Annotated in this window: 18 protein-coding genes, 1 tRNA gene and 4 pseudogenes; 15 read left to right on the top strand and 8 right to left on the bottom strand. The window is 35.7% G+C overall.

All coding sequences use genetic code 11. The features are described from left to right. Window positions 1-132: 132 nt before the first annotated feature. Window positions 133-2,160: a methionine--tRNA ligase gene (gene metG, locus A9G41_RS03785; protein ID WP_075539342.1), complete on the top strand. Its 2,028-nt coding sequence runs from the start codon at window positions 133-135 to the stop codon at window positions 2,158-2,160. 140 nt (window positions 2,161-2,300) lie between these two features. On the opposite strand, the gene A9G41_RS03780 is transcribed toward metG, so the two are convergent. Both A9G41_RS03780 and A9G41_RS03775 read right to left on the bottom strand, forming a co-directional pair. Continuing rightward, window positions 2,301-2,876 carry a hypothetical protein gene (locus A9G41_RS03780; protein WP_065580444.1) on the bottom strand — a complete coding sequence of 192 codons (576 nt, stop codon included), beginning with the start codon at window positions 2,874-2,876 and terminating at the stop codon, window positions 2,301-2,303. A 103-nt stretch (window positions 2,877-2,979) separates the two neighbouring features. Next, complete coding sequence (locus A9G41_RS03775; RefSeq protein ID WP_075539341.1) at window positions 2,980-4,137, bottom strand: MFS transporter; 1,158 nt, start codon at window positions 4,135-4,137, stop codon at window positions 2,980-2,982. A 147-nt stretch (window positions 4,138-4,284) separates the two neighbouring features. On the opposite strand from A9G41_RS03775, the gene A9G41_RS03770 reads away from it, so the two are divergent. Then, window positions 4,285-4,587 carry a MerR family transcriptional regulator gene (locus tag A9G41_RS03770; RefSeq protein ID WP_065586914.1) on the top strand — a complete coding sequence of 101 codons (303 nt, stop codon included), beginning with the start codon at window positions 4,285-4,287 and terminating at the stop codon, window positions 4,585-4,587. A 326-nt stretch (window positions 4,588-4,913) separates the two neighbouring features. On the opposite strand, the pseudogene A9G41_RS03765 reads toward A9G41_RS03770, so the two are convergent. From A9G41_RS03765 to A9G41_RS03745, 6 genes and pseudogenes are all read right to left on the bottom strand, one after another. After that, window positions 4,914-5,441 (bottom strand): annotated as a pseudogene (locus A9G41_RS03765) (ATP-binding cassette domain-containing protein); the annotation flags it as partial. Further along, window positions 5,438-6,313, bottom strand: a pseudogene (locus A9G41_RS14655) (iron chelate uptake ABC transporter family permease subunit); the annotation flags it as partial. The pseudogenes A9G41_RS03765 and A9G41_RS14655, both read right to left, overlap by 4 nt. 9 nt (window positions 6,314-6,322) lie before the next feature. Beyond that, window positions 6,323-7,262 (bottom strand): annotated as a pseudogene (locus tag A9G41_RS03755) (ABC transporter permease). Between the two features lie 709 nt (window positions 7,263-7,971). Then, a pseudogene (locus A9G41_RS14650) lies at window positions 7,972-8,112 on the bottom strand (IS256 family transposase); the annotation flags it as partial. A gap of 84 nt (window positions 8,113-8,196) precedes the next feature. Continuing rightward, a complete protein-coding gene (bamE, locus tag A9G41_RS03750; protein WP_065582449.1) occupies window positions 8,197-8,559 on the bottom strand; it encodes an outer membrane protein assembly factor BamE domain-containing protein in 363 nt (120 codons plus the stop codon). Between the two features lie 224 nt (window positions 8,560-8,783). Further along, the gene (locus A9G41_RS03745) at window positions 8,784-9,047 is read right to left on the bottom strand and encodes a helix-turn-helix domain-containing protein (protein WP_065567231.1); all 264 of its coding nucleotides are present in this window, start codon (window positions 9,045-9,047) and stop codon (window positions 8,784-8,786) included. 177 nt (window positions 9,048-9,224) lie between these two features. Here A9G41_RS03745 and A9G41_RS03740 point away from each other — a divergent pair, with 177 nt between their 5' ends. From A9G41_RS03740 to A9G41_RS03685, 13 genes are all read left to right on the top strand, one after another. Beyond that, complete coding sequence (locus A9G41_RS03740; protein WP_065567230.1) at window positions 9,225-9,581, top strand: DNA-binding protein; 357 nt, start codon at window positions 9,225-9,227, stop codon at window positions 9,579-9,581. A 69-nt stretch (window positions 9,582-9,650) separates the two neighbouring features. Then, the gene (proQ, locus tag A9G41_RS03735; RefSeq protein WP_065582450.1) at window positions 9,651-10,199 is read left to right on the top strand and encodes an RNA chaperone ProQ; all 549 of its coding nucleotides are present in this window, start codon (window positions 9,651-9,653) and stop codon (window positions 10,197-10,199) included. Between the two features lie 9 nt (window positions 10,200-10,208). Beyond that, window positions 10,209-12,293 (top strand): carboxy terminal-processing peptidase, encoded by a 2,085-nt coding sequence (gene prc, locus A9G41_RS03730; RefSeq protein WP_065582451.1) that lies wholly within the window; start codon window positions 10,209-10,211, stop codon window positions 12,291-12,293. A 25-nt stretch (window positions 12,294-12,318) separates the two neighbouring features. Further along, entirely contained in the window at window positions 12,319-12,408 is a 90-nt protein-coding gene (gene cydH, locus A9G41_RS14945) for a cytochrome bd-I oxidase subunit CydH (protein WP_141672040.1), read from the top strand. Between the two features lie 75 nt (window positions 12,409-12,483). After that, window positions 12,484-12,571 (top strand) — tRNA-Ser (locus A9G41_RS03725). A 147-nt stretch (window positions 12,572-12,718) separates the two neighbouring features. Further along, complete coding sequence (gene prmB / locus A9G41_RS03720; protein WP_065582452.1) at window positions 12,719-13,612, top strand: 50S ribosomal protein L3 N(5)-glutamine methyltransferase; 894 nt, start codon at window positions 12,719-12,721, stop codon at window positions 13,610-13,612. 30 nt (window positions 13,613-13,642) lie between these two features. After that, window positions 13,643-14,716 (top strand): chorismate synthase, encoded by a 1,074-nt coding sequence (gene aroC, locus A9G41_RS03715; RefSeq protein ID WP_065582453.1) that lies wholly within the window; start codon window positions 13,643-13,645, stop codon window positions 14,714-14,716. Next, a complete protein-coding gene (locus A9G41_RS03710; RefSeq protein WP_065582454.1) occupies window positions 14,713-15,465 on the top strand; it encodes a TSUP family transporter in 753 nt (250 codons plus the stop codon). Before aroC ends, A9G41_RS03710 begins: the two co-directional genes overlap by 4 nt. Window positions 15,466-15,661: 196 nt before the next feature. Continuing rightward, a complete protein-coding gene (locus A9G41_RS03705) occupies window positions 15,662-16,585 on the top strand; it encodes a LysR family transcriptional regulator (RefSeq protein ID WP_065567224.1) in 924 nt (307 codons plus the stop codon). Between the two features lie 162 nt (window positions 16,586-16,747). After that, window positions 16,748-17,017, top strand: a complete 270-nt coding sequence (gene rpsO, locus A9G41_RS03700; RefSeq protein WP_065567223.1) for a 30S ribosomal protein S15 — start codon at window positions 16,748-16,750, stop codon at window positions 17,015-17,017. A gap of 313 nt (window positions 17,018-17,330) precedes the next feature. Beyond that, on the top strand, window positions 17,331-19,445 hold the full coding sequence (gene pnp, locus A9G41_RS03695) for a polyribonucleotide nucleotidyltransferase (RefSeq protein WP_075539340.1): 2,115 nt from the start codon (window positions 17,331-17,333) through the stop codon (window positions 19,443-19,445). Between the two features lie 26 nt (window positions 19,446-19,471). Continuing rightward, window positions 19,472-20,326 (top strand): lipoprotein NlpI, encoded by an 855-nt coding sequence (gene nlpI / locus A9G41_RS03690; protein ID WP_065567221.1) that lies wholly within the window; start codon window positions 19,472-19,474, stop codon window positions 20,324-20,326. Between the two features lie 370 nt (window positions 20,327-20,696). Next, complete coding sequence (locus tag A9G41_RS03685) at window positions 20,697-22,463, top strand: DEAD/DEAH family ATP-dependent RNA helicase (RefSeq protein WP_081297840.1); 1,767 nt, start codon at window positions 20,697-20,699, stop codon at window positions 22,461-22,463. The last annotated feature ends 133 nt before the right edge of the window (window positions 22,464-22,596 follow it).

Raw genomic sequence — 22,596 nt, 5'->3', positions numbered from 1 at the left:
GAATCATTGCTTACTTGCTTACAAAGCGCAATCGAGTATAGAAATTTAATCAAATTATGGCATAAATCTAGCGATAATCCCACGATTGATGTACTATTTCTGCTATTATATAAAAAGGGACAATAAATTAATATGACAACTCAACGCAAAATATTGGTGACTTGTGCACTTCCTTATGCCAATGGTTCAATTCATTTAGGGCACATGCTTGAACATATTCAAGCTGATGTGTGGGTACGCTATCAACGCATGCGTGATAATGAAATTTATTTTATTTGTGCTGATGATGCGCATGGTACGCCAATTATGCTTAAGGCTCAACAATTAGGTATCACGCCAGAGCAAATGATCAGTGAAGTAAAAACTGAACATCAACGTGATTTTGCTGGGTTCCATATTAGTTATGATAATTACCACTCAACACATAGTCCTGAAAATCGCGAAATATCAGAGCAGATTTATCAGCGTTTAAAGGCTAATGGTTACATTAAAACTAAAATCATTTCACAGCTGTTCGATCCTGAAAAACAGATGTTTTTGCCCGATCGTTTTGTAAAAGGCACTTGCCCACGTTGCAAAGCGCCAGATCAGTATGGTGATAACTGTGAAATTTGTAGTGCAACTTATAACCCGATTGATTTGATTAAACCTAAGTCTGTTGTTTCGGGAGCCACCCCCATTATGAAAGAATCAGAGCACTTCTTTTTTGATCTGCCTGCTTTCTCAAATATGTTGCAAGCGTGGATCCGTTCTGGGACGTTGCAAGATCAAGTCGCTAATAAAATGCAAGAATGGTTTGAAGCTGGCTTGCAACCATGGGATATTAGCCGTGACGCGCCTTATTTTGGTTTTGAAATCCCAGATGCGCCAGGTAAATATTTTTATGTTTGGTTAGATGCGCCCATTGGTTATATGGGATCTTTTTTAAATTACTGCAATAAACAAAATAAACCCATTTTTGACGAATTTTGGAATAAAGATTCAAGTACAGAGCTTTACCATTTTATTGGTAAAGATATTGTTTACTTCCACAGCTTATTTTGGCCTGCAATGCTTGAAGGTAGCCAATATCGCAAACCATCGAATATTTTTGTTCATGGCTATGTGACCGTTGATGGCGCTAAAATGTCTAAATCACGCGGTACATTTATTCAAGCAAGCACCTATTTAAAACATTTAGATCCCGATTGTTTACGTTACTATTACGCCGCTAAATTATCACCGCATATTGATGATATTGATTTAAACCTTGAAGATTTTGTGCAACGTGTGAATAGTGATTTAGTTAATAAAGTGGTCAACATTGCTTCACGTTCGGCTGGATTTATTTATAAACGTTTTGAGGGCAAATTATCGGATAAAGTGGCAGAGCCAGCGCTTTATGGATTATTTGTGGAAAAAGCGAAAGTGATTGCCGATTTCTTTGAACAACGCGAATCAGGTAAAGCCATTCGTGAGATCATGGCGCTTGCCGATGAAGCGAATCGTTATATTGACGAAAAAGCACCATGGGTTGTTGCTAAGCAAGAAGGACAAGATCAAGCATTGCAAGATATTTGCTCAATGGGGATTCACTTATTCCGCATTTTAATGACCTATTTAAAACCGATTGTACCGTCATTAGCTGAACGAACTGAGGCATTTTTAAATAGTAAATTAGAATGGAATACCATTGGGGATGCGTTAACAAACCACAAGATTAATCAATTTAAAGCTTTATTTAACCGTATTGATATGGACAAAGTCACAGCCATGATTGAAGAAACTAAACAACAAGCTGTCTTAGCAACACCAGCTAAAACCCAAGTTGCCGAACCTATCGCTGAAACAATTAATTTTGACGATTTTGCTAAAGTCGACATGCGAGTTGCTTTAATTAAACACGCCAGTTTTGTTGAAGGATCAGATAAATTACTTCAACTAACGCTTGATATTGGTGATGAAACGCGTAATGTGTTTTCTGGCATTAAGCAATTCTATCCAGATCCTGAAGTACTGATAGGTCGTTTAACTATTATGATTGCAAACTTAGCACCTCGCAAAATGCGTTTTGGCGTTTCAGAAGGTATGGTGCTTTGTGCAAGTGGTAAAGATGATGGCGAAGGTGTGTACCTACTATCACCAGATAGTGGCGCTAAACCAGGAATGCGAATTTCGTAATTGATATCTTTATTATAAATAACTGCATCTTAACAAGTTAATATACTTGTTAAGATGTTTCAGGAAATTATGCGTTTCAGTATAAAATTTGCTTATTTGATAAATAATTGTAGCGTTTGTTTTTTAGAGTTGTTTTTCTATTATAAGTGTTTAGCTAACCAACTATCATGTAACCATTTTTGAGTTTGCCTTCCTGCTCGAATAAAATCCCAGTCAATATCTCTTTCAAAAACCATTACTGTTTGATCAGGTCCTATAATAGTCCAAAAATAGAGGCCAGTATTTAAATCACGGCATTTGACTTTCATTCCAGTTAGTGTGTTTTTTTTGCCATCAACAATAATAGTTTCGTTATGGGTATTGATCCAATTATTATTATAGTTTTCTAATAAATCTGGTGCATAGTCTTTAAGAAAATTTAGAGTAATTTGTAATGCGATTTCTTTGGAAACTTGTTGGCTAGAAGACTGATATTTAGGTAGTAATCTTACTAATCCTTGTAAATTTTTAGTAGTATCATTTATTAATAATGAAACATGTTGTTGTTCAAGATGTATGCTTTCATTGGGTTCAAAACGATAAAGAGTGACAGGCTGTTTATTGTGGAGTCCTTGTTTAGTTAATACAAAATTAAAATCGCGTTCTGCATTTTGTAATAACTTTTGAAAATTTGGTTCAAGTATGTTTTTTGCTTGTTGTATTTGCGTTGAGTTCATAGTGGGTTCCTTTATTGTACTCATTTCTTCGGCGTAACAAGTTGAATTTAAAAAACTTGTTATAATTATTAAGCTAATAAATATTTTTTTCATTATAAAAACCTTAATGGTAATTTCTTTTATTTAACATTAGTTGCAATGCACAAATAAATAGGAAAAGGGTGACGAGTAAAATTAAAGTATTTGTTTCAAAAATGGTTGGTAAAAAGGCGCCTACACTCGCACCAATAAATAAAACACAGGTGTATAGCGATATGGCAATGCCACGACTTTCAGCTTCAGATTCGATTGTAATACATGTAATCATTGATGGAATGGCATAGGCTAGTCCAAAAATAAATATAAAATGGATAATAAATAAAAAACTAACAAAATTTAATTGGTCATTAATATAAAAACAGTGCATTAATAACGAAATGCTCATTAGGCATAATGCCATGAATAATACGTATAATGGTTTGATTAGCTTAAATATATAACCAGCTGTTAGACTAAATAATATAGCAATAATGCTTATATTACGTAGTGTTGGTACATAAATGATTAATGAGCTATGGTGTAATATTGAATAAAGACTAACGAAACTAAGTAAAACAAAGAGCGAACAACAATAGATAGGAAATAATTTTTTATTAAACAAAATATTGGGAAGTTTACTAAAAATTGAAGTTATTGTTGTTTTTTGGGGTGTTGGTTTTTTTCTATTGCTTTTTGAACTGTTGAAATAAAAGCATACAGCGCCTAATGCGTAAATAATACCTAAAAACCACATAGACTTATGCAGTGAATCAACAATCATTATTGAACCAAACCATTGCCCAATGGTTGTTGCGAGTAGAAACGCACAACTAATAATTGAGATTGCTTTAGATTTTGTTGCATCAGCAAGGTTGACTGAAATCCACGCTAATGCAACAGGTGGAAATGAGGCTGCACAAAAGCCTTGGATGGAACGTGCTAGCAATAATAAATAATAACCACTTATCAATGGAATAATAAAAGTGATTAATGCTAAAAGTAGTAAGCCTATTGCTAAAGTAAAATCTTTGCCTATTTTATCCGATAAAATTCCCCAAATAATTAGTCCAATCGCGTAAAAAATACCAAACACACTTGTCAATAAGCTGACATTACTTGGTGTGCTACCTTTGATAAAAATTAGTAAATTTTCTGGAATGGGTAAAAAAATGTATAGAAGGGTAACAACAGCAAGTGCTATAAAAGGAATTAATGTTGTTCCTACGATTAACTTATATTTCATTGATGAGTCCTTTAAGTTTTATTGTTGTATTTAAACTACAACAATTGGAGTATATATCCATTATGGTTTTTAAATCAACATAATTTGTTGTACAATATAATTTAATCGATAAAATATAAAAAAATAAACGATGAAAAAGGTTTTATTATGGAAGATATCTCTGCTAAAAATTCATATGATGACTTTTTATCAACCGTGATTGTTGGTATTGGAGAGGTTTCTGAGATGACAAAAATTCCAGTTAGAAAATTACGATATTGGGAAGAAAAAGGCATCATTAAAACGGTTGATCCACAATCTAAGTCTCGTCAATTTGATTTAGCGAATATAAAAAAAATTGTTTTAATTCAAGAATTGATGGAAGATGGATATTCATTGGATGGTGCAGCCAAAAAAGTTGAAGATAGAATTGCAAAAATAGAATCGTTAATGAATCTAATTCAAATGTAATTGTGTGTATATTGGTTTTTATATTGTAATAATATTAATTCAAGTTCTATTCATTAATTAGTTTTATAATTTATTTTCAATATGGGTATTTTATTATTTTGCTTATTAATTGTTGACTTTATTAAGTTTCTTATTGATAGGTTTTTATTAATAAGCATTTTTTGGGATAAACATGATAAAACCGATATCTAATATTACATTAAAACCGCTACCTAAAAGCAAAAGAGGTAAAATTAGCTCGCTTGTTGAAGTTGATGGTGTTTGCTATGATGAAAAACTAGAAGGTCGCTATTTAGAAATGGCTTTTAGCTATGATGACTGTTACGTTTTAATTTTTGTACCGCATGATTCATATCCAAATTGTTTAAAGGTTCGTCCAGCAGAAGAATCTGCTTTTCCTGAGCGATAGTCGTAGCCAAAAAAGCCATTTGCCTCAGCCCACCACTTAATTCATCAATATATGTATCACGCAGTGAACTTAAATCTAAAAAATCTATTGCTTTATCTATTAGCTGATGATCTTTAGCCGACAACGATCCATGTCCATATGGAAAACGGCCGAAAGACACCAGCTCCTTTACAGTCAGACGCAGGTCACAATTGGGCGATTGTCGCAGTGTGGCCACCAAGCGGGCATAATCAGCAATGCGGATACTGGCAATATCCCGTTGCTCAAACAGAATACTGCCTGTAGTAGGTGCCAATAACCGTGCCAGTATCATCAGCAAAGTAGATTTACCCGCGCCATTGGGTCCAATCAGCGCCGTCACCTGATGCAGCGGTAGCGCCAGATTAATATTATTCAGTACCGGCTTATTGCCATAAATCTTGCCAATATTTTGAATATGAATCATGTCATTCCTCGACGATAAACAATAAGCAATAAAAAATACATCCCACAAATCAGATTGATTAAAATACTTACCGTAGTCCGGTAATTAAACACATGTTCCACCAAAATCTGCGCCACCAGAAACACCGCAACAGCCACAGCACTGGCAAATAACAGAATGCGTTTATGTTGAAAGTGGCCGGCAAAGACGTAAGCCATATTGGCAATAAATACCCCCATAAATGCCGTTGGCCCAACCAGACTGGTGGATACTGCCACCAGCACTGCAATTAGACCAAACCCCCAGCGCACATAACGAGCATAATCCGCGCCCAGTGAAATGGCCTGTTCTTTGCCTAAAGCCATCACATCAAGTATAGGCAGATACGGGTAAGCCACTCAGCCCACCACCAGCATCGCGATAGCAGCATATACCAGCGTCAGCTTTTCTGAATGATTGAAAGAAGCATAATTAATGCCTTGAAATACCAAAAACTCCCCCAGACTAATTTTTAGCTGGGTAAACTGGGTTAAAGTCGTGATTACCATGGTTAGTACCAGAACAAATAACAACAACCACAGATTATGGTGTGCACGCGGCAGTAAAAAATGATGAATCATCCACGAATACAGCAGCATTAAGCCTACCGAGGCAAAGAAATTGCCATTAAGCCCCAGTAATCCCAGAACACTTTGCCCCAGAAAGAACAACAGCAGTACCTGCCAGAACAGATAAACCGCCTCGTAGCCCATAATTGCCGGCGTTAAAATCCGGTTAGTGACTAGCGTTTGAAACACCACCGACGACACCGCAATACAGATACCGGCCAGCAAAATAGTAGCCAGCCGTAACAGATGTTTAGGCAGCACATAATCAACATCAAAGCCAGAATCTGCGATTCATTAGCGAAGCCCCCGCAAAATCAGCAGCAGAAAGACAATACCGCCAACAGACCGGCAGTAAGACAATAGGGACTTCAAAAGGATAAATTATCAAACGGCCGCTAATATCACATACTAGCAGCAGACATGCGCCGCCCAGAGCCACCATCGGTAAAGTTTTGGCTAAATGTTCACCATACTTAAGTGCCACCAGATTCGGAATCACCAGCCCGATAAAAGGAATGGAGCCCACCGTAATCACCGTTGCCGCAACAGTAACAGACACAAGCATTAGCCCCAGCACCACCGTGCTTTTATAGCCCACACCCAGACTGGTAGCCAATTCCTGCCCCATACCTGCCACAGTAAACCGCTGTGCAAACACATAACTCAGCACAATCACCGGTATCAGAACATACAGCAACTCATAATACCCCTGTACCACACGTGAAAAATCACCCAGCAGCCAGCCCTGAACATTTTGCAAAAGATTATTTTTATAAGCATAACATTCAGCGCCGGCACTTAACACACAGCCATACATCAAACCAATTACCGGAATCAGCACAATTTGCTGATTGCGGATTCTGGCAATAATCAGGATATAAATCAACCCAGCCACAAAACAGAACACCAGAGCCACCAGCATCTTACTTAATACCCCAACCGAAGGCAGCAGTACCAGTGACACCAGAATCCCCAGCTTAGCTGCATCTAGCCCGCTGGCCGTTTCTGGCTCAACAAACTTATTGCGGACAATATGTTGTAGAATTACCCCACTAATAGAAAGCCCCATACCAGTAAGAATAATCGCCAACAGACGCGGGGAACGACTGGCTTTTAAAGTTAACCAATCAGCATCTGAACCGGCCAGTAAACCTGTCCATGAAATCGGATCTGAACCTATCAGCAAAGAGAGTATGCATAAAACAACAAATGCACCTATCATATAGCGGTACATCAGCAATAAACCTCAATACTGGCATCACCGCTTAAACCTAACAATATTGAATTTTCAGCAAGAAAACGAATAAGCATACAATATGATTTATACCTCCGAATTTGCCGATAAATACTCTGCATTACTTATCCTCATGGTTATACACTGTATATTATCTGCTCAATATCTATGTTAAATCAATATAAGTAAAAATTTAATATAGCATTCAAACAATAGGCTGTGGATTATGCTTTATTTAATGCATGTTTAAGCGCGCCAAGCTTAGTTCATGATATCAGGGACTAAGGCTGTGATGAGACAGTAAGAAAGATAAATCGGCATGATAAAAATCAGTCAGAAAAACAATTGATTTTATTTTAGTTTTTTATGATAGTGGGTAATGATATTAATTCTTTGATTAAAAGTCTATCTCAAGTTTTGGCGAGGATCATGCGACAGTAAGACTAAGTTAAATAACAGTTGATTATAGAGATTTACGCTGAAAATGATTAAATCAATATGATGTTTTTGCATTGGCAATCAATAGAACGAGTGGAGATTGTTCATAATTCTGTGTCAGTTTTATTCACAAAGTGAGCACCTTATCAAGACGATTAGAGAAAAATAACATCAACTGTGACAATGCTAAATTCAAATTTAGGGTTAGTATTGCCCGTATTTTCTTGCATTTTGCCACCTCAAATACCACAGCTTGAGCAAGCTATTTTCATTTGTTTTGCAAATCGGTCAAAATAGATAACCAAAAATGCACCCTTTCGTTTTCAGATAAATATAAACCTAATGCTTTCTTTTTCGCTGCTAAATTCAGGGCGAGTAGGGTATAAACAGCCTTGTTGTGATAATTCCCATTTTATTTTATATTACAAGGTATTAAAAGTAAGCAAATACACAAAATTATTTATAGGGCTAAATCTAGGACTGGATTGTCTTTTAATTACCATTTTTTCTGTTTGTGTTTTTCATTATAATTAAACCAAATGACTAAGCCTTTTGACACGATAACATCAAGAGTTCCTTCAACAATATCGTATTGGGTTTCACCGATAAACATATGACTGGTTGAACTTTTTTTGACATATTGATATGTCCATTGTATCTCATTTGAATTAATCTCTTTTCGAATTGTTGGCTCACCAAATAGTTTAATCATTTGTGATTCAGTTGTTGATCCTTCGACTATTTTACTCACTTTTTCTTTATTTAATGTGGTTCCTTGTTCTAAAAAATTCTTTTTTGAGCAACTTGATAAAATTATGATCGATAGGAATGCAATAAGAAGCTTTTTTAAATTTTTCATGTATCGTTGTTTAATGTTAATACCTTGATGTTTGCCAATAATAGCACATGTTGGGCAACGTTCAAGGTGAGCTTGTATTTTTTATTATTGACAAATAATATTTAAATTAGAATAGGCTGTTAATAATAAAAATATGGAAACAGTTATTTTTGTTTCTTTATGTTTCCATATTTTTTCTTAATAGTGTTTTTATGTTCATTTTTTATTATGGTTTAGTTGAAAGTTTATTCCTTACTCTGTCGCAACACTCGCTTTATTGGCTGCTTAGTTTTTCGATCGATATAACGGCTAGGCCAAATTTGGTGAGGTTCTAAATTTAATTCTTTAGCAATAATAACCTCCCCTTTTGTCCATGGGCGAACTAACGCATTGCTAAGCGTTGATGAGCTTAAACCGGATTGGCGTGATAGATTTGCAAGTGTTGTACCTTTCTTTTTTAGGGCGGCAATAATGTCTGCAGGATGCCAATCATTAGACTTTATTTTCATTTTTTATTTCCTCTTAGTTTATAACCTTGTATATCTATGTTATGCTCTTATGTTACTAAAACGTGTAAGTTTATAATTGGACTTTAGCTAATAATAATTTTTATTTCTTATTTATTGTATCAAAGTTTCTTTAATTTCTATAACTTTTTCTTATTTTGTTAAAATGGGATAGTAAAAATGAAAGAGTGGTTCTCATCAAAAGAGCTATCAAATATTGCAGGGATGCCATCAACGATACAAGGGGTTAATCGAAAAGCGAGAGCTGAAAATTGGACAGCCCGAAAAAGAGTTGGTGTTCGCGGTAAGGCTGTAGAATATCATATAGGTAGTTTACCGCTTAATGTTAAAAAAGCGTTATATATTGAAGAAGAAAGTGCTAGTTATGTCGTTTCGCCGATCGAGCCTTTACAACTATGGATGACTGCGTTTGAACAGTTATCCGTTGATGAGCAATCTATTGTTGCTTCATGGTTGATGCGAAATGGTATTAAAGAATTTATTACTTTTATTAACAAACAGAAAAAAGATAATTAGTGTTATTGTGTAAGCTGCGATATACTTTAACTCTATGTAGAGTTCAATTTAATTGCTATGGAATAACCAATGGAAAGTCAGTTTCAATTAACAAATAGTAAAGAAATTATTGTTTATTTATCTCAACAATTTCCTAATTGTTTTACCCTTGAAGGTGAAGCAAAACCATTAAAGATTGGAATTTTTCAAGATATACTTTCTCGCTTAAACGAGAATGGAGCGCTAAGTAAAACTAAGTTACGTGCTGCACTGAGAGCATACACAATGAGTTGGCGTTACTTATACAGTATAAAAGAAGGGGTTAATCGCGTTGATTTAGATGGAAACCCAAGTGAGGCGATTAGCCAAGAACAGATGGAACATGCTCAACAACAGTTGAAAGAGAGTAAGGAAAAGGCTAAAGAGCGTTTTAAAGAACAAGCAAAAGAAAAACGTAAAACTACTCGTGCTCCCTCTAAAAAAACTAAAATTCTAAAAAATGGTGATTTTATTAGAGTTTTAATAGGTAAAAAACCTATAAAAGCGCAAATAATTAATATTGAAAAAGAGCAGATTAAAGTAAAGATTGGGGCAGGTATGGAATTAACGGTTAAACCTGAACATATTATCAATAAGTAGAGAATTTGAATGAATAAATTACTGAAAGGTATCATTGCTCTTGGCCTTATTTTGAGTGTTGCTGGTCAAAATGTTCAGGCAAAACCACAAAATAATAAAGAGCAAATCCCAGTTTTGAAGCAAGATGAAATCCACCAAGTTGTTGCTAAACGTGTAACTAATTTTTTTACTCAATCACATTATCGTAATTTTGCTTTAGATGGTGCTTTTTCTGCTCAGATTTTTGACCGCTATTTTAAATTATTAGATGGCAATAAGTTTATATTTATACAAAGCGATGTTGATAGTTTTCGAAATAGGCAAGAGTCTTTAGGGCAAGAATTAATTGATGGCAATTTAAAAACAGCTTATGACATTTATAATCTTTTTTTACAAAAACGTTATAGCCGTTATCAATATGCACTTGAAGTTTTACAACGCCCAATGGATTTTTCTACCAATGATGAAGTTGATTTTAATCGTGAAGACATTGCTTGGCCAACTTCTGAAGCTGAACTTAATACTTATTGGAATAAGCGTGTTAAATATGACGAATTAAGTTTATCCTTATCAGGAAAAAATGAGAAAGAGATCCGCGAAGTTTTGACTAAACGTTATAATCGTGTTTTAAAGACGATAGTTCAATCAAATAATGAAGATGCTTTTCAGATTTTTATGAATGCATTTGCAAGAGAAATCGATCCCCATACTAGCTACTTGGCACCGCGTAAAAAACGAGATTTTGACTCTGAAATGAGTTTATCATTTGAAGGTATTGGCGCAACGTTAAGCCAGCAAGATGACTATACAGTAATTATGTCTTTTGTAACAGGTGGACCTGCAGAAAAAAGTAAGCTACTTTCTGTAGGCGATAAAATTATTGGTGTAGGTCAAAGCCGTTCTGCAATAGAAGATGTTATTGGTTGGCGTTTAGATGATATTGTCGATAAAATTCGTGGTCCAAAAGGCACTTTAGTCAAATTAGAAATTTTACCTGCTGGTAATAATAGTAAGGCAAAAATCATTGAGCTTACTCGTGATAAAATTCATTTTGAAGATCGTGAAGCTAAATTAAAGATCATTAATAATGAACGAGGTAAAGTAGGTGTTATTGAAATACCGAGTTTCTACATGGGATTAACCGAAAAAGTGGAATCTCTTTTATCGAAAGCAAATAAAGAAAATTTGCAAGGTCTGGTTATTGATTTACGTGATAATGGTGGTGGTTCATTAGCGGAAGTTATCACTTTAACTGGTTTGTTTATTGATAGTGGGCCTGTTGTTCAAGTTCGAGACAATTTGCAAAAAGTCATTACTTATGATGATAAAAATAAAGGTATCGAATATACCGGACCGCTTGTTGTAATGGTTAATCGCTATAGTGCATCAGCATCAGAAATATTTTCTGCTGCTATGCAAGATTATGGGCGCGCATTAATTGTTGGCGAAACAACTTATGGGAAAGGAACTGTACAAACATCTCGTAACATTTCTTATCCAGTTGATGCGAGATTACACCCGAATTGGCCTGAATTGGGAGGAGCTCAATACACTATTCAGAAGTTTTATCGTATTAATGGTGGAAGCACTCAATTAAAAGGTGTTAAACCAGATATTGAAATGAATAAAATGAAGTATGCTGATAAGACAGGTGAACGATTCTTAGATAATGCGTTACCTTGGGATAAAATACCGTCAGCTAATTATTTGACTCTTGCCAATATCAAGTTACTGTTACCTGAGCTTGAATCATTGCACTTGGCTAGAATTTCAAAAAATCCTGAATTTATTTATATTGATGAAGATATTAAAAGGTTCAATGATCAAAAAGATCGCCAATATATTGTTTCGCTTAATAAAAATAAACGAGAAGCAGAACAAAAAACAAATGATGAACGCGATTTGAAAAGAATGAATGAGCGTTTAAAGAAGGCTGGTTTACCATCAATTAATAAATTAGACGATTTACCCAAAGATTATAAACAACCTGATGCTTACTTAGATGAATCTATCGAGATACTGCTTGATTTTGTGCCTAAATATCCGAAAATTGAAAGCAATAAATCTATTAACGAAATTATTTCGTTTGATTCACCGATCGAAAAGGCTAACTAATAATAAATAAGTGGAGGTAATAATAATGTGCTTAAATTTAAAATATGCATTGATCACAACAGTTGGCATACTAGCTGTACTAGCGACATTTGGTATTATTGTTTGTATGAATTAAAAAAGCTTGATTAATTATCTTGTGATTATTATAGTATGCAGCCTGCTTTAAAAAAAAAGCTGGCTCTAACAGTTAGGTGAGGTGTCCGAGTGGTTGAAGGAGCACGCCTGGAAAGTGTGTATACGGCAACGTATCAAGGGTTCGAATCCCTTCCTCACCGCCATATTTTGTTATTGAAGAATAGAACACCTTAGTTCAACATTATTGTTAGAAGTAATCGTTAAGTTTGCTTTAACAAATTCTCTTTATTGAGGGTCGCTAGCTACAATAACAAATAATACCTTCCTCTCCTAGATTATTTGGAGCTACTATGGAAAATTTACGCACTGTTCAGGATTTTATACGCTGGACGGCATCACAACTTAGCCTATCAGATGTCTTTTTAGGGCACGGTACGGATAATCCTATTGATGAGTCTAAACAATTAATTTTGGCAACATTAGGATTATCGTTATTTGTCCCTGCAGAATTTTATTCCGCAAATCTGACCGATGAAGAAAAAAATCAACTGTTGGAGATTATTCATAAACGCATTAAAGATCGTGTGCCAACGCCTTATTTAACTAATCAAGCTTGGTTTTGTGGGCACGCTTTTTATGTTGATGAACGGGTATTAATTCCTCGTTCTCCTATTGGTGAATTAATTGATAACCATTTTAAACAGATAATATCCGCTGAACCTAAAAATATCTTAGATTTATGCTCGGGCAGTGGTTGTATTGGCATTGCTTGTGCTTATGAGTTTACCGATGCTCAAGTTGATATCACCGATATTTCATTAGAAGCATTAGATATTGCACAAACAAATATTGAAATGCACGAAATGGATTTTCGAGTTACGCCTATTTTGTCAGATCTATTTAATGATGTGCCTGTAAAACAATATGACCTCATTGTCACAAATCCACCTTACGTTGATAGTGAAGATATGAGTGATTTGCCTGACGAATTTTTATATGAACCTAAATTAGCATTAGAGGCAGGCGTTTATGGCTTAGATCTTGTAAAAAGAATTTTACGAGATGCGATAGATTATTTAACACCTGAGGGTGTATTAGTCTGTGAAGTTGGTAATAGTTGGGTTAGCCTACAGCAACAATACCCCAATGTACCTTTTAATTGGATTGAAACTAAGCATGGTGGGCTGGGAGTATTTTCAATCACACGTGAAGCGCTGGTTCAATACCATTACTGTTTTAAATAAGCTGTTTTTAATAATTGGAATAAATTTATTATGGCAGGAAACTCAATTGGAAAATTATTTAAAGTGACCACATTTGGAGAATCGCATGGCATCGCATTAGGATGCGTTGTTGACGGTGTTCCTCCTGGACTTGCTTTAACTGAATCGGATATGCAATATGATCTTGACCGTCGTCGACCTGGCTCATCTCGTTATACCACTCAACGCCGTGAAGCAGATCAAGTCAAGATTTTATCAGGCGTGTTTGAGGGTGTTACAACAGGCACAAGTATTGGTTTGCTTATTGAAAATACTGATCAACGCTCCCAAGATTATAGCAAAATAAAAGATGTATTTAGACCAAGTCATGCTGACTATACCTATCAAAATAAATATGGTATACGCGATTATCGTGGTGGAGGTCGCTCTTCTGCCCGTGAAACAGCCATGCGGGTTGCTGCAGGCGCTATTGCTAAAAAGTATCTACAAGAAAAGCTTGGCGTAACTATTCGTGGTTATTTAGCTCAAATGGGCGATGTAAAATGCGAATTAAAAGATTGGCAACAAGTTGAACAAAATCCATTTTTTTGCGCTGATGAAAGTAAATTAAAAGAACTTGATCAGTTACTTAGAGCGCTAAAAAAAGAAGGCGACTCAATTGGCGCTAAAGTTTGTATTGTTGCCGAAAATGTTCCAGTAGGACTTGGTGAACCCGTATTTGACAAATTAGATGCTGAACTTGCACATGCGTTAATGAGTATTAATGCAGTGAAGGGCGTTGAAATTGGTGATGGTTATGCAGTTGTTAATAAACGAGGCAGTGAAAATCGAGATGAAATAACCAAGCAAGGTTTTTTATCTAACCATGCTGGCGGTATTTTAGGGGGGATTAGTTCAGGGCAAACGATATTAGCAAGTATAGCCTTAAAGCCGACGCCAAGTATTGAAATTGCTGGTCAATCAATCAATATTTATGGTGAACAAGTTGAAGTTTCAACCCATGGACGACATGATCCTTGTGTGGGAATACGTGCAGTACCCATAGCTGAAGCAATGGTTGCTATTGTGCTAATGGATCATTATTTACGTTACCGAGCTCAATGTAGCGATGTAAATCAGCTATGAGCTATGAATTACTTATCTTACTGTTTGTCATTGCTACTTTAGCGGGATTTATTGATTCAATTGCGGGTGGTGGTGGTTTATTAACTGTGCCAGCTTTACTAGCAGTTGGCTTACCGCCTGCAAGTGCATTGGCTACAAATAAATTACAAAGTTGTGGCGGATCATTTTCGGCTAGCTTATATTTTATTCGTCAGCGCATGGTGGATCTAACACAACAAAAATGGGCAATTGCTTTTGCTTTTATTGGCTCTGCAATGGGTTCATTATCAGTGATGCATGTCCAAGTTGACTTTTTGAAACTATTATTGCCTATTTTAACCATCGGAGTTGGGCTTTATTTTTTACTATCTCCAACCATTGGTGAAAACGATCGAAAAAGCCAACTTACACTTATCCAATTTGCTTTTGTTCCTGCTTTGGGTATTGGGTTTTATGATGGTTTTTTTGGACCTGGTGCTGGTTCGTTTTATGCTTTAGCCTATATTACATTGGCAGGCTTTAATTTAACTAAAGCGACAGCACATACCAAAGTGTTAAACTTCACTTCAAATTTAGCTGGTTTACTGTTTTTTATTGTTGGTGGTGAAGTGATATGGTCAATTGGACTTATCATGTTAGTTGGTCAATTTATAGGTGCAAGACTTGGTGCTAAGATGGTCATTGCTAAAGGTCGCAAATTAATCAGACCTATGCTAATTACTGTTTCAACGCTTATGAGTATAAAATTAATTTACGAAAACTTCTTTTAATTGCTCACCATTTTAATCATTACTATTTATTTTTCATCACTATTTTACAATAGCACAACAAAATCGTTGTTAAAAACTTTCAGGAAAGTATGTGTTTGAGTATAAAAACGTTAACAATTATTTACTTCACTTAAATATGATTTAGTATATATTTGTGTTAAGCAAGATAGTTTGTGTTAAGGCATTAACTGATATTATGAAACTTCAACAACTACGTTATATTTTAGAAATTGCACGTTCCGGCTCAATTAATGAGGCTGCTAAAAATTTGTACATTACACAACCGAGTTTATCAACGGCAGTGAAAGATTTAGAAACTGAATTTGGCATTGAAATTTTTGTGCGTAGCTCTAAAGGTGTTTCTTTGTCGCCAGATGGCGTTGAGTTTTTAGGATATGCTAAGCAAGTATTAGATCAAGCCGAGTTATTAGAACAACACTATTCCAAAAAAGAGCCTTCTAAGCAATTATGTAGCATATCTACTCAGCATTATGCGTTTGCGGTGAATGCTTTTGTTAATTTAATTAAAAAAAACCATACTGATGAGTACGAGTTTACTTTAAGAGAAACAAAAACCCATGATATTATCACCGATGTTGCCAATTTGCGCAGTGAAGTTGGCATTTTATACCTAACGGATTTCAATCAAAAGGTCATTTTACGTTTACTAAAAGAGCATCGATTAACATTTTATCCACTTTTCGAAGCGCATCCTCATGTATTTATCAGTACTCACCATCCATTAGCTGAAATGAAATCATTAACGTTAGATGATTTAGAAGATTACCCTTACCTCTCTTTTGAGCAAGGTGAGTATAACTCATTTTATTTTTCTGAAGAGATTTTAAGTACGGTTTATCATAAAAAAAGTATTCATGTAAGTGATAGAGCCACGTTGTTTAATCTATTGCATGGTCTTAATGGTTATACTATTAGCACTGGGGTGTTAAGTACGGATTTAAATGGATCTGATATTTTATCAATACCGTTAGATGTAGAAGAAAAAATCCTAATTGGCTGGATCACCTCACAAAAAGCGCAATTAAGTATATCAGCGCAAAATTATATTGAAGCGCTTAAAAAACTCATTCAAGAAGAATATGGTTTTAAGTTGAAATAAGGTTGTTAAATTAAGAATAAATCGAATTGCTATTTTAATAAATTCTAGTATAATTGCGCGTAATTCATATAGCTGCTAATATAGCTACTATATGAATATCGAGGAATGTCTGAATTAGAGATCGGTCATTCCGTATTTTATTTTGATTTTAAGAGGTTTGTTATGTCTCTAACTGTAGAAGCTAAAGCGAAAATCGTTGCCGAATATGGGCGAGGAACTAACGACACTGGTTCAACTGAAGTTCAAGTTGCTCTTTTGACTGCGCGTATCAATGATTTACAAGGTCATTTTTCTGAGCACAAGAAAGATCATCATAGTCGTCGTGGTTTATTACGTATGGTGTCTAGTCGTCGTAAATTATTAGATTATTTACGTCGTAAAGATATTGAACGTTATAGTCAATTGATTAAGAAACTAGGTTTACGTCGCTAATTTATAATCTACTTGAAAAGAGGCTTAGGCCTCTTTTTCGTTGTGAAAAAACAGCGTTCTGATATAATGTAGAGCACGAAAATAAAAATTAACATTTTATGTAATTCAACAAAGTGAAGATTGTATCTCATGTTTCGCGCGACTAATGAGAGCTCTATAACTTATAGATTTGTCATTAGTCGTGATAGTGAAATAATCTTTTTGTTGAAAATATCCCCCACATTGTTGAAGAGAATATCAATAAGAGTAATGTAAGGTTACTCCCAGTCGAAATATCCAACTTCAACATAATAAAGAACAAGAGGACATTATTTTGTTTAACCCGACATCTCAAAAATTTCAATATGGCCGTCATACAGTAACTTTAGAAACTGGTATTATGGCTCGTCAAGCAACGGCAGCTGTTATGGTCAATATGGATGATACAGCTGTGTTTGTTACCGTTGTTGCCAATAAAAAAGTAAAAGATGGTCAAGACTTTTTTCCGTTGACGGTTAATTATCAAGAACGTACTTATGCAGCGGGACGCATTCCAGGTGGATTTTTCAAACGTGAAGGCCGACCAAGTGAAGGCGAGACTTTAATTGCACGTTTAATCGACCGTCCACTTCGTCCATTATTTCCTGAAGGATTTGTTAATGAAATCCAAATTATTGCAACAGTTGTGTCAGTCAATCCTGATGTAAGCCCTGACTTAGTTGCTATGATTGGTGCTTCTGCCGCACTTTGTTTGTCTGGTGTACCATTCCATGGTCCTATTGGTGCGGCTCGTGTTGGTTTTATTAATGATGAATTTGTATTAAATCCATCAGTAAAAGAACTAGCAACAAGTCGTTTAGATTTAGTTGTGGCAGGAACCAAAAGTGCAGTATTGATGGTTGAATCTGAAGCAGATCTACTAACTGAAGATCAAATGTTAGCCGCAGTGGTATTTGGTCATGAACAACAACAAATTGTTATCGATAATATCAATGAATTTGTAGAAAAAGCCAATTGTGAAAAATGGGATTGGGTAGCTCCAGATAAAAACGAAGCATTATATAATGCGATTGTTGAGCTAGCTAAAGAGCGTTTAGGTGAAGCTTATCGTATTACCGAAAAACAAGCGCGTTATGCACAAATTGATTTAATCAAAGAAGAAGTATTAGCTACGTTAAAAGAACAAAATGAAGAGCTTGATGAAAACGAAGCGATTAATATTATTGTCGATTTAGAAAGCCAAATTGTTCGCCAACGTGTTATTGCCGGTGAGCCACGTATTGATGGTCGTGAAAAAGATATGATTCGTGCACTTGATATTCGTACTAATGTTTTACCAAGAACACATGGTAGTGCATTGTTTACGCGTGGCGAAACGCAAGCATTAGTTACGGCGACTTTAGGAACTGAACGCGATGCACAAATCATAGATGAGTTAACAGGCGAATATACTGAGCGCTTCTTACTTCATTATAACTTTCCTCCATATTCTGTTGGTGAAACAGGTATGGTCGGCTCTCCAAAACGTCGAGAAATCGGTCATGGTCGTTTAGCTAAACGTGGTGTTGCTGCGGTAATGCCAAGTAAGGAAGAATTCCCATACACTGTGCGTGTGGTTTCTGAAATCACTGAGTCAAATGGTTCGTCTTCAATGGCTTCGGTTTGTGGCGCTTCGCTTGCGCTTATGGATGCCGGTGTACCAATTAAGTCTTCTGTTGCTGGTATTGCAATGGGGCTAGTGAAAGAAGGCGATCAGTTTGTTGTGTTATCTGATATTTTAGGTGATGAAGATCATCTTGGTGATATGGATTTTAAAGTAGCCGGTACCCGTGACGGTGTAAGTGCGCTTCAAATGGATATCAAGATTGAAGGTATCACTAAAGAAATTATGCAAGTTGCATTAAATCAAGCTAAAGGTGCTCGTTTGCATATTTTAGGTGTGATGGAGCAAGCAATTAATCAACCTCGTCAAGAGATTTCTGAATTTGCTCCTCGTATTTATACGATGAATGTTAATCCAGATAAGATCCGCGATATTATTGGTAAAGGTGGTGCAACAATTCGTGCCTTAACCGAAGAGACAGGTACAACCATTGAAATTGCAGATGATGGTACCGTTAAGATTGCAGCCTCTGATGGAAATAAAGCTAAAGATGCTATGGCTCGCATTACTAACTTGGTTGCTGATGTTGAAATAGGTAAAATTTATACAGGAAAAGTAACTAGAATTGTTGACTTTGGTGCTTTTGTATCTGTTATCGGTGGAAAGGAAGGGCTAGTCCACGTTTCCCAAATAGCTGATCATCGAGTCGAAAAAGTGGCTGATTATCTAAAAGTAGGCCAAGAAGTCAATGTCAAAGTGCTTGAAATTGATCGCCAAGGTAGAATCCGTCTCAGTATGAAAGATGCTGTTGAGCCAGCGGTAGACGTAGCTCCGACTGCAGAATAAACATATTATTCACTAGGGGGATAAAAGTGAGATTATTCAACCTGAGGACTGTATACTGCTTTTTACTGGCTGTTATTCTTTTATCGGGTTGTACTAACTCTCAGCTCCTGCTGGCTGTTCCTGAGCAAGTTTCTTATGATGATGAGTTAAAAATTGCTCAGATCAGCCAACAGCTATCTCAAAAAAATATTGACACTGCAACGCGTATGCAGCTCATTTTTCAGCGTGGAATTGTTTACGATTCATTAGGGTTTAAAGCTTTTGCACAAAGTGATTTTTCTTATTTGTTAAATTTTAACCCTGGAATTCCTGATGTTTATAATTTTTTGGGAACTTATGCTCTGCGAGAAGGTAATTTTGATGAGGCTTTAACGTCCTTTAATACTACATTAGAGCTTGATCCTACTTATGCTTATGCCTATTTAAATCGGGCAATTACCTTGTATCGCACTGGGCATTACCAAGCAGCAGAACGTGATGCATTGCAGTTTTATCAATATGATGTGAATGAACCTATCAGGATTTTATGGCTTTATTTGATCGAAAAAGAAACAGACAATAAGTCTGCGCAAAATGAGCTACAAAAACGTTATGAGCTGATTAATGATAAAACGAGTTACAGTGGTAGTATTATTGCATTTTATTTAGGAAAAATAAGTGAGCCTAAATTAATGCAAAACCTTCAAGAAGGCGTTGAGAGTAATCGGCAGTTAGCCGAACGCCTTTGTGAAGCCTACTTTTACTTAGGTAAGTATTACCAAAGTAAAGGTGACGACGAGCGTGCCAAAATGTTATTTAAATATGCTTTAGCAAATAATATTTATAATTATGTTGAACATCAACAGGCACTCTATGAAATGAAGTTACTTGAAGAAAAGTAACAAGGGTCATGCCAGTTTTAAAAGTGAAAATGTCGTTATAGCGTATTCTGATTTGCCAGTAATATATTCTTAACATTGAATAATGCTGTTAGCTTTATTTTCGATTATATAAACGTTAATTAGTTTTAAATCTATTTTGTTTTAAATCTATTTTGTTTTATATCGAATCGTTGTTAAGTCAATATCGGCAGTTAGTTATTGGGGTTAGTTGTAAATTTTCAATTTAGTGAGCTGGCATAAATTTATATTTGCTTTGTTTATTTGCTTGGCAAAATAAGATAGTTAACTATTGATGTTTATTCATAAATATTAATATCTTTGCCAACGAAATAAACAAGTTTATATATTCAAAATTTATAAGCGAGTTTACATGACAAAAGAAGTTTCTTTTATTGACCTTGGTTTATCCGAGGATATCCTTAACGCCTTAAATGATCTTGGTTTTAGCAAACCATCACCTATCCAATCTGAGTGTATTCCTCTATTATTAGATGGTAATGATGTATTGGGTATGGCACAAACAGGTAGCGGTAAAACAGCTGCGTTTTCAATTCCTTTTTTAATGAATATTGATGCAAATTTAAAAGCACCACAACTTTTAGTTTTAGCACCAACACGAGAATTAGCGATACAAGTTGCTGATGCTTGCTCTGAATATTCAAAATATATGAAAGGAGTAAAAGTTCTTGCTTTATATGGTGGGCAACGCTACGACGTCCAGTTACGTGCCTTAAAACAAGGTCCACAAATTGTGGTTGGCACACCAGGACGTTTACTTGATCATTTAAATCGCAAAACATTGGATCTTTCCAATCTAAAAGGTTTAGTACTTGATGAAGCAGATGAAATGCTAAGAATGGGATTTATTGATGATGTAGAAAGCATCATGGCAACGATCCCAGAAGATCATCAAACAGCATTATTTTCGGCAACAATGCCAGCACCAATTCGTCGTATTACTAAACGATTTATGCATAATCCAAAGGAAGTTCAAATTAAAGGGACTAATCAAACAGCACCTGATATTGATCAAAGTTATTGGCTTGTTCGTGGTATGCGTAAAAACGAAGCGATTGTTCGCTTCTTAGAAGCAGAAGATTTTGATGCCGCTATCATATTTGTTCGAACAAAATCAGCCACTTTAGATGTAGCTGATGTACTTGAAAAAAATGGTTATAGTTGCGCTGCTTTAAATGGCGATATGACACAACAATTACGAGAACAGACCTTAGATCGCTTACGTAACGGTCGGCTTGATATTTTAATTGCAACTGATGTTGCTGCTCGTGGGCTAGATGTTGAGCGTATTAGTTTAGTTATCAATTATGATATCACATTAGATTCTGAATCTTATGTTCACCGTATTGGACGAACAGGTCGAGCAGGTCGAGCAGGTCGAGCTATTTTATTTGTTGATAGCCGTGAACGTCGTTTACTTAAGAATATCGAACAAACTATTAAAAAACCGATTCCAGAAGTTGGATTACCATCTAAAGAGCTACTCGAAAAACGTCGTTTAGTTAAATTTACTGAACAAGTCCGAAAACAACTTGAAAGTAGCGATTTAGACCAATACCAAAATCTATTAGCACAAATACAATCTGATAGCGGAGCTGATTTAGAAACAATTGCAACTGCTTTATTAAAATTAGCGCAAGGTGAACGCCCACTAATTTTACCACCAGATCCAGTATTTAAACCTGCGCGAGAAATGCGAGATCGTGATAGCCGAGGAGGCGAGCGTCGGTTGCGTGGTGATAACCGTGAATCACCCAAACGTCGAGAGCGCCGAGATGTTGGCGATATGGATATGTACCGCATTGAAGTGGGTAAAGAAAACGGTATTGAAGTTCGTCATATTGTTGGAGCAATTGCCAATGAGGGTGATATTAGTAGTCGGTACATTGGTAATATTAAACTTTATGATACTTATTCAACTGTTGAATTACCAAAAGGCATGCCGAAAGACATGTTGAAACATTTTGAAAAAGTAAGAGTTCTTAATCAACCAATGAAAATGAGTCTATGTACTGGCACAACGGCTGAAGCAAAGCGAGGCCGTAAAAGTGGCAAATCTGATATATCTGATAAAGGATTTGCAAAAAAACGTGGTCGCCCTTCAGCACCTAAATTTTAATGATGTTAACCTCTGCCATCTGGCAGAGGTAAATTTATCTCCTCTCATTTTGAACAACTACTAGCAAAGTCGTTCGCCCTATATGCCATGCAATATTGAGGCCATGCAAGATTGAGTTAGAAAATTAATGATA

It is taken from the genome of Gilliamella sp. Nev5-1 (assembly GCF_001690895.1).
Taxonomy (GTDB): domain Bacteria; phylum Pseudomonadota; class Gammaproteobacteria; order Enterobacterales; family Orbaceae; genus Gilliamella; species Gilliamella apicola_C.
The sequence above is the reverse complement of the archived record's forward strand: the minus strand, read 5'-3'. Positions and strand labels throughout refer to the sequence as shown.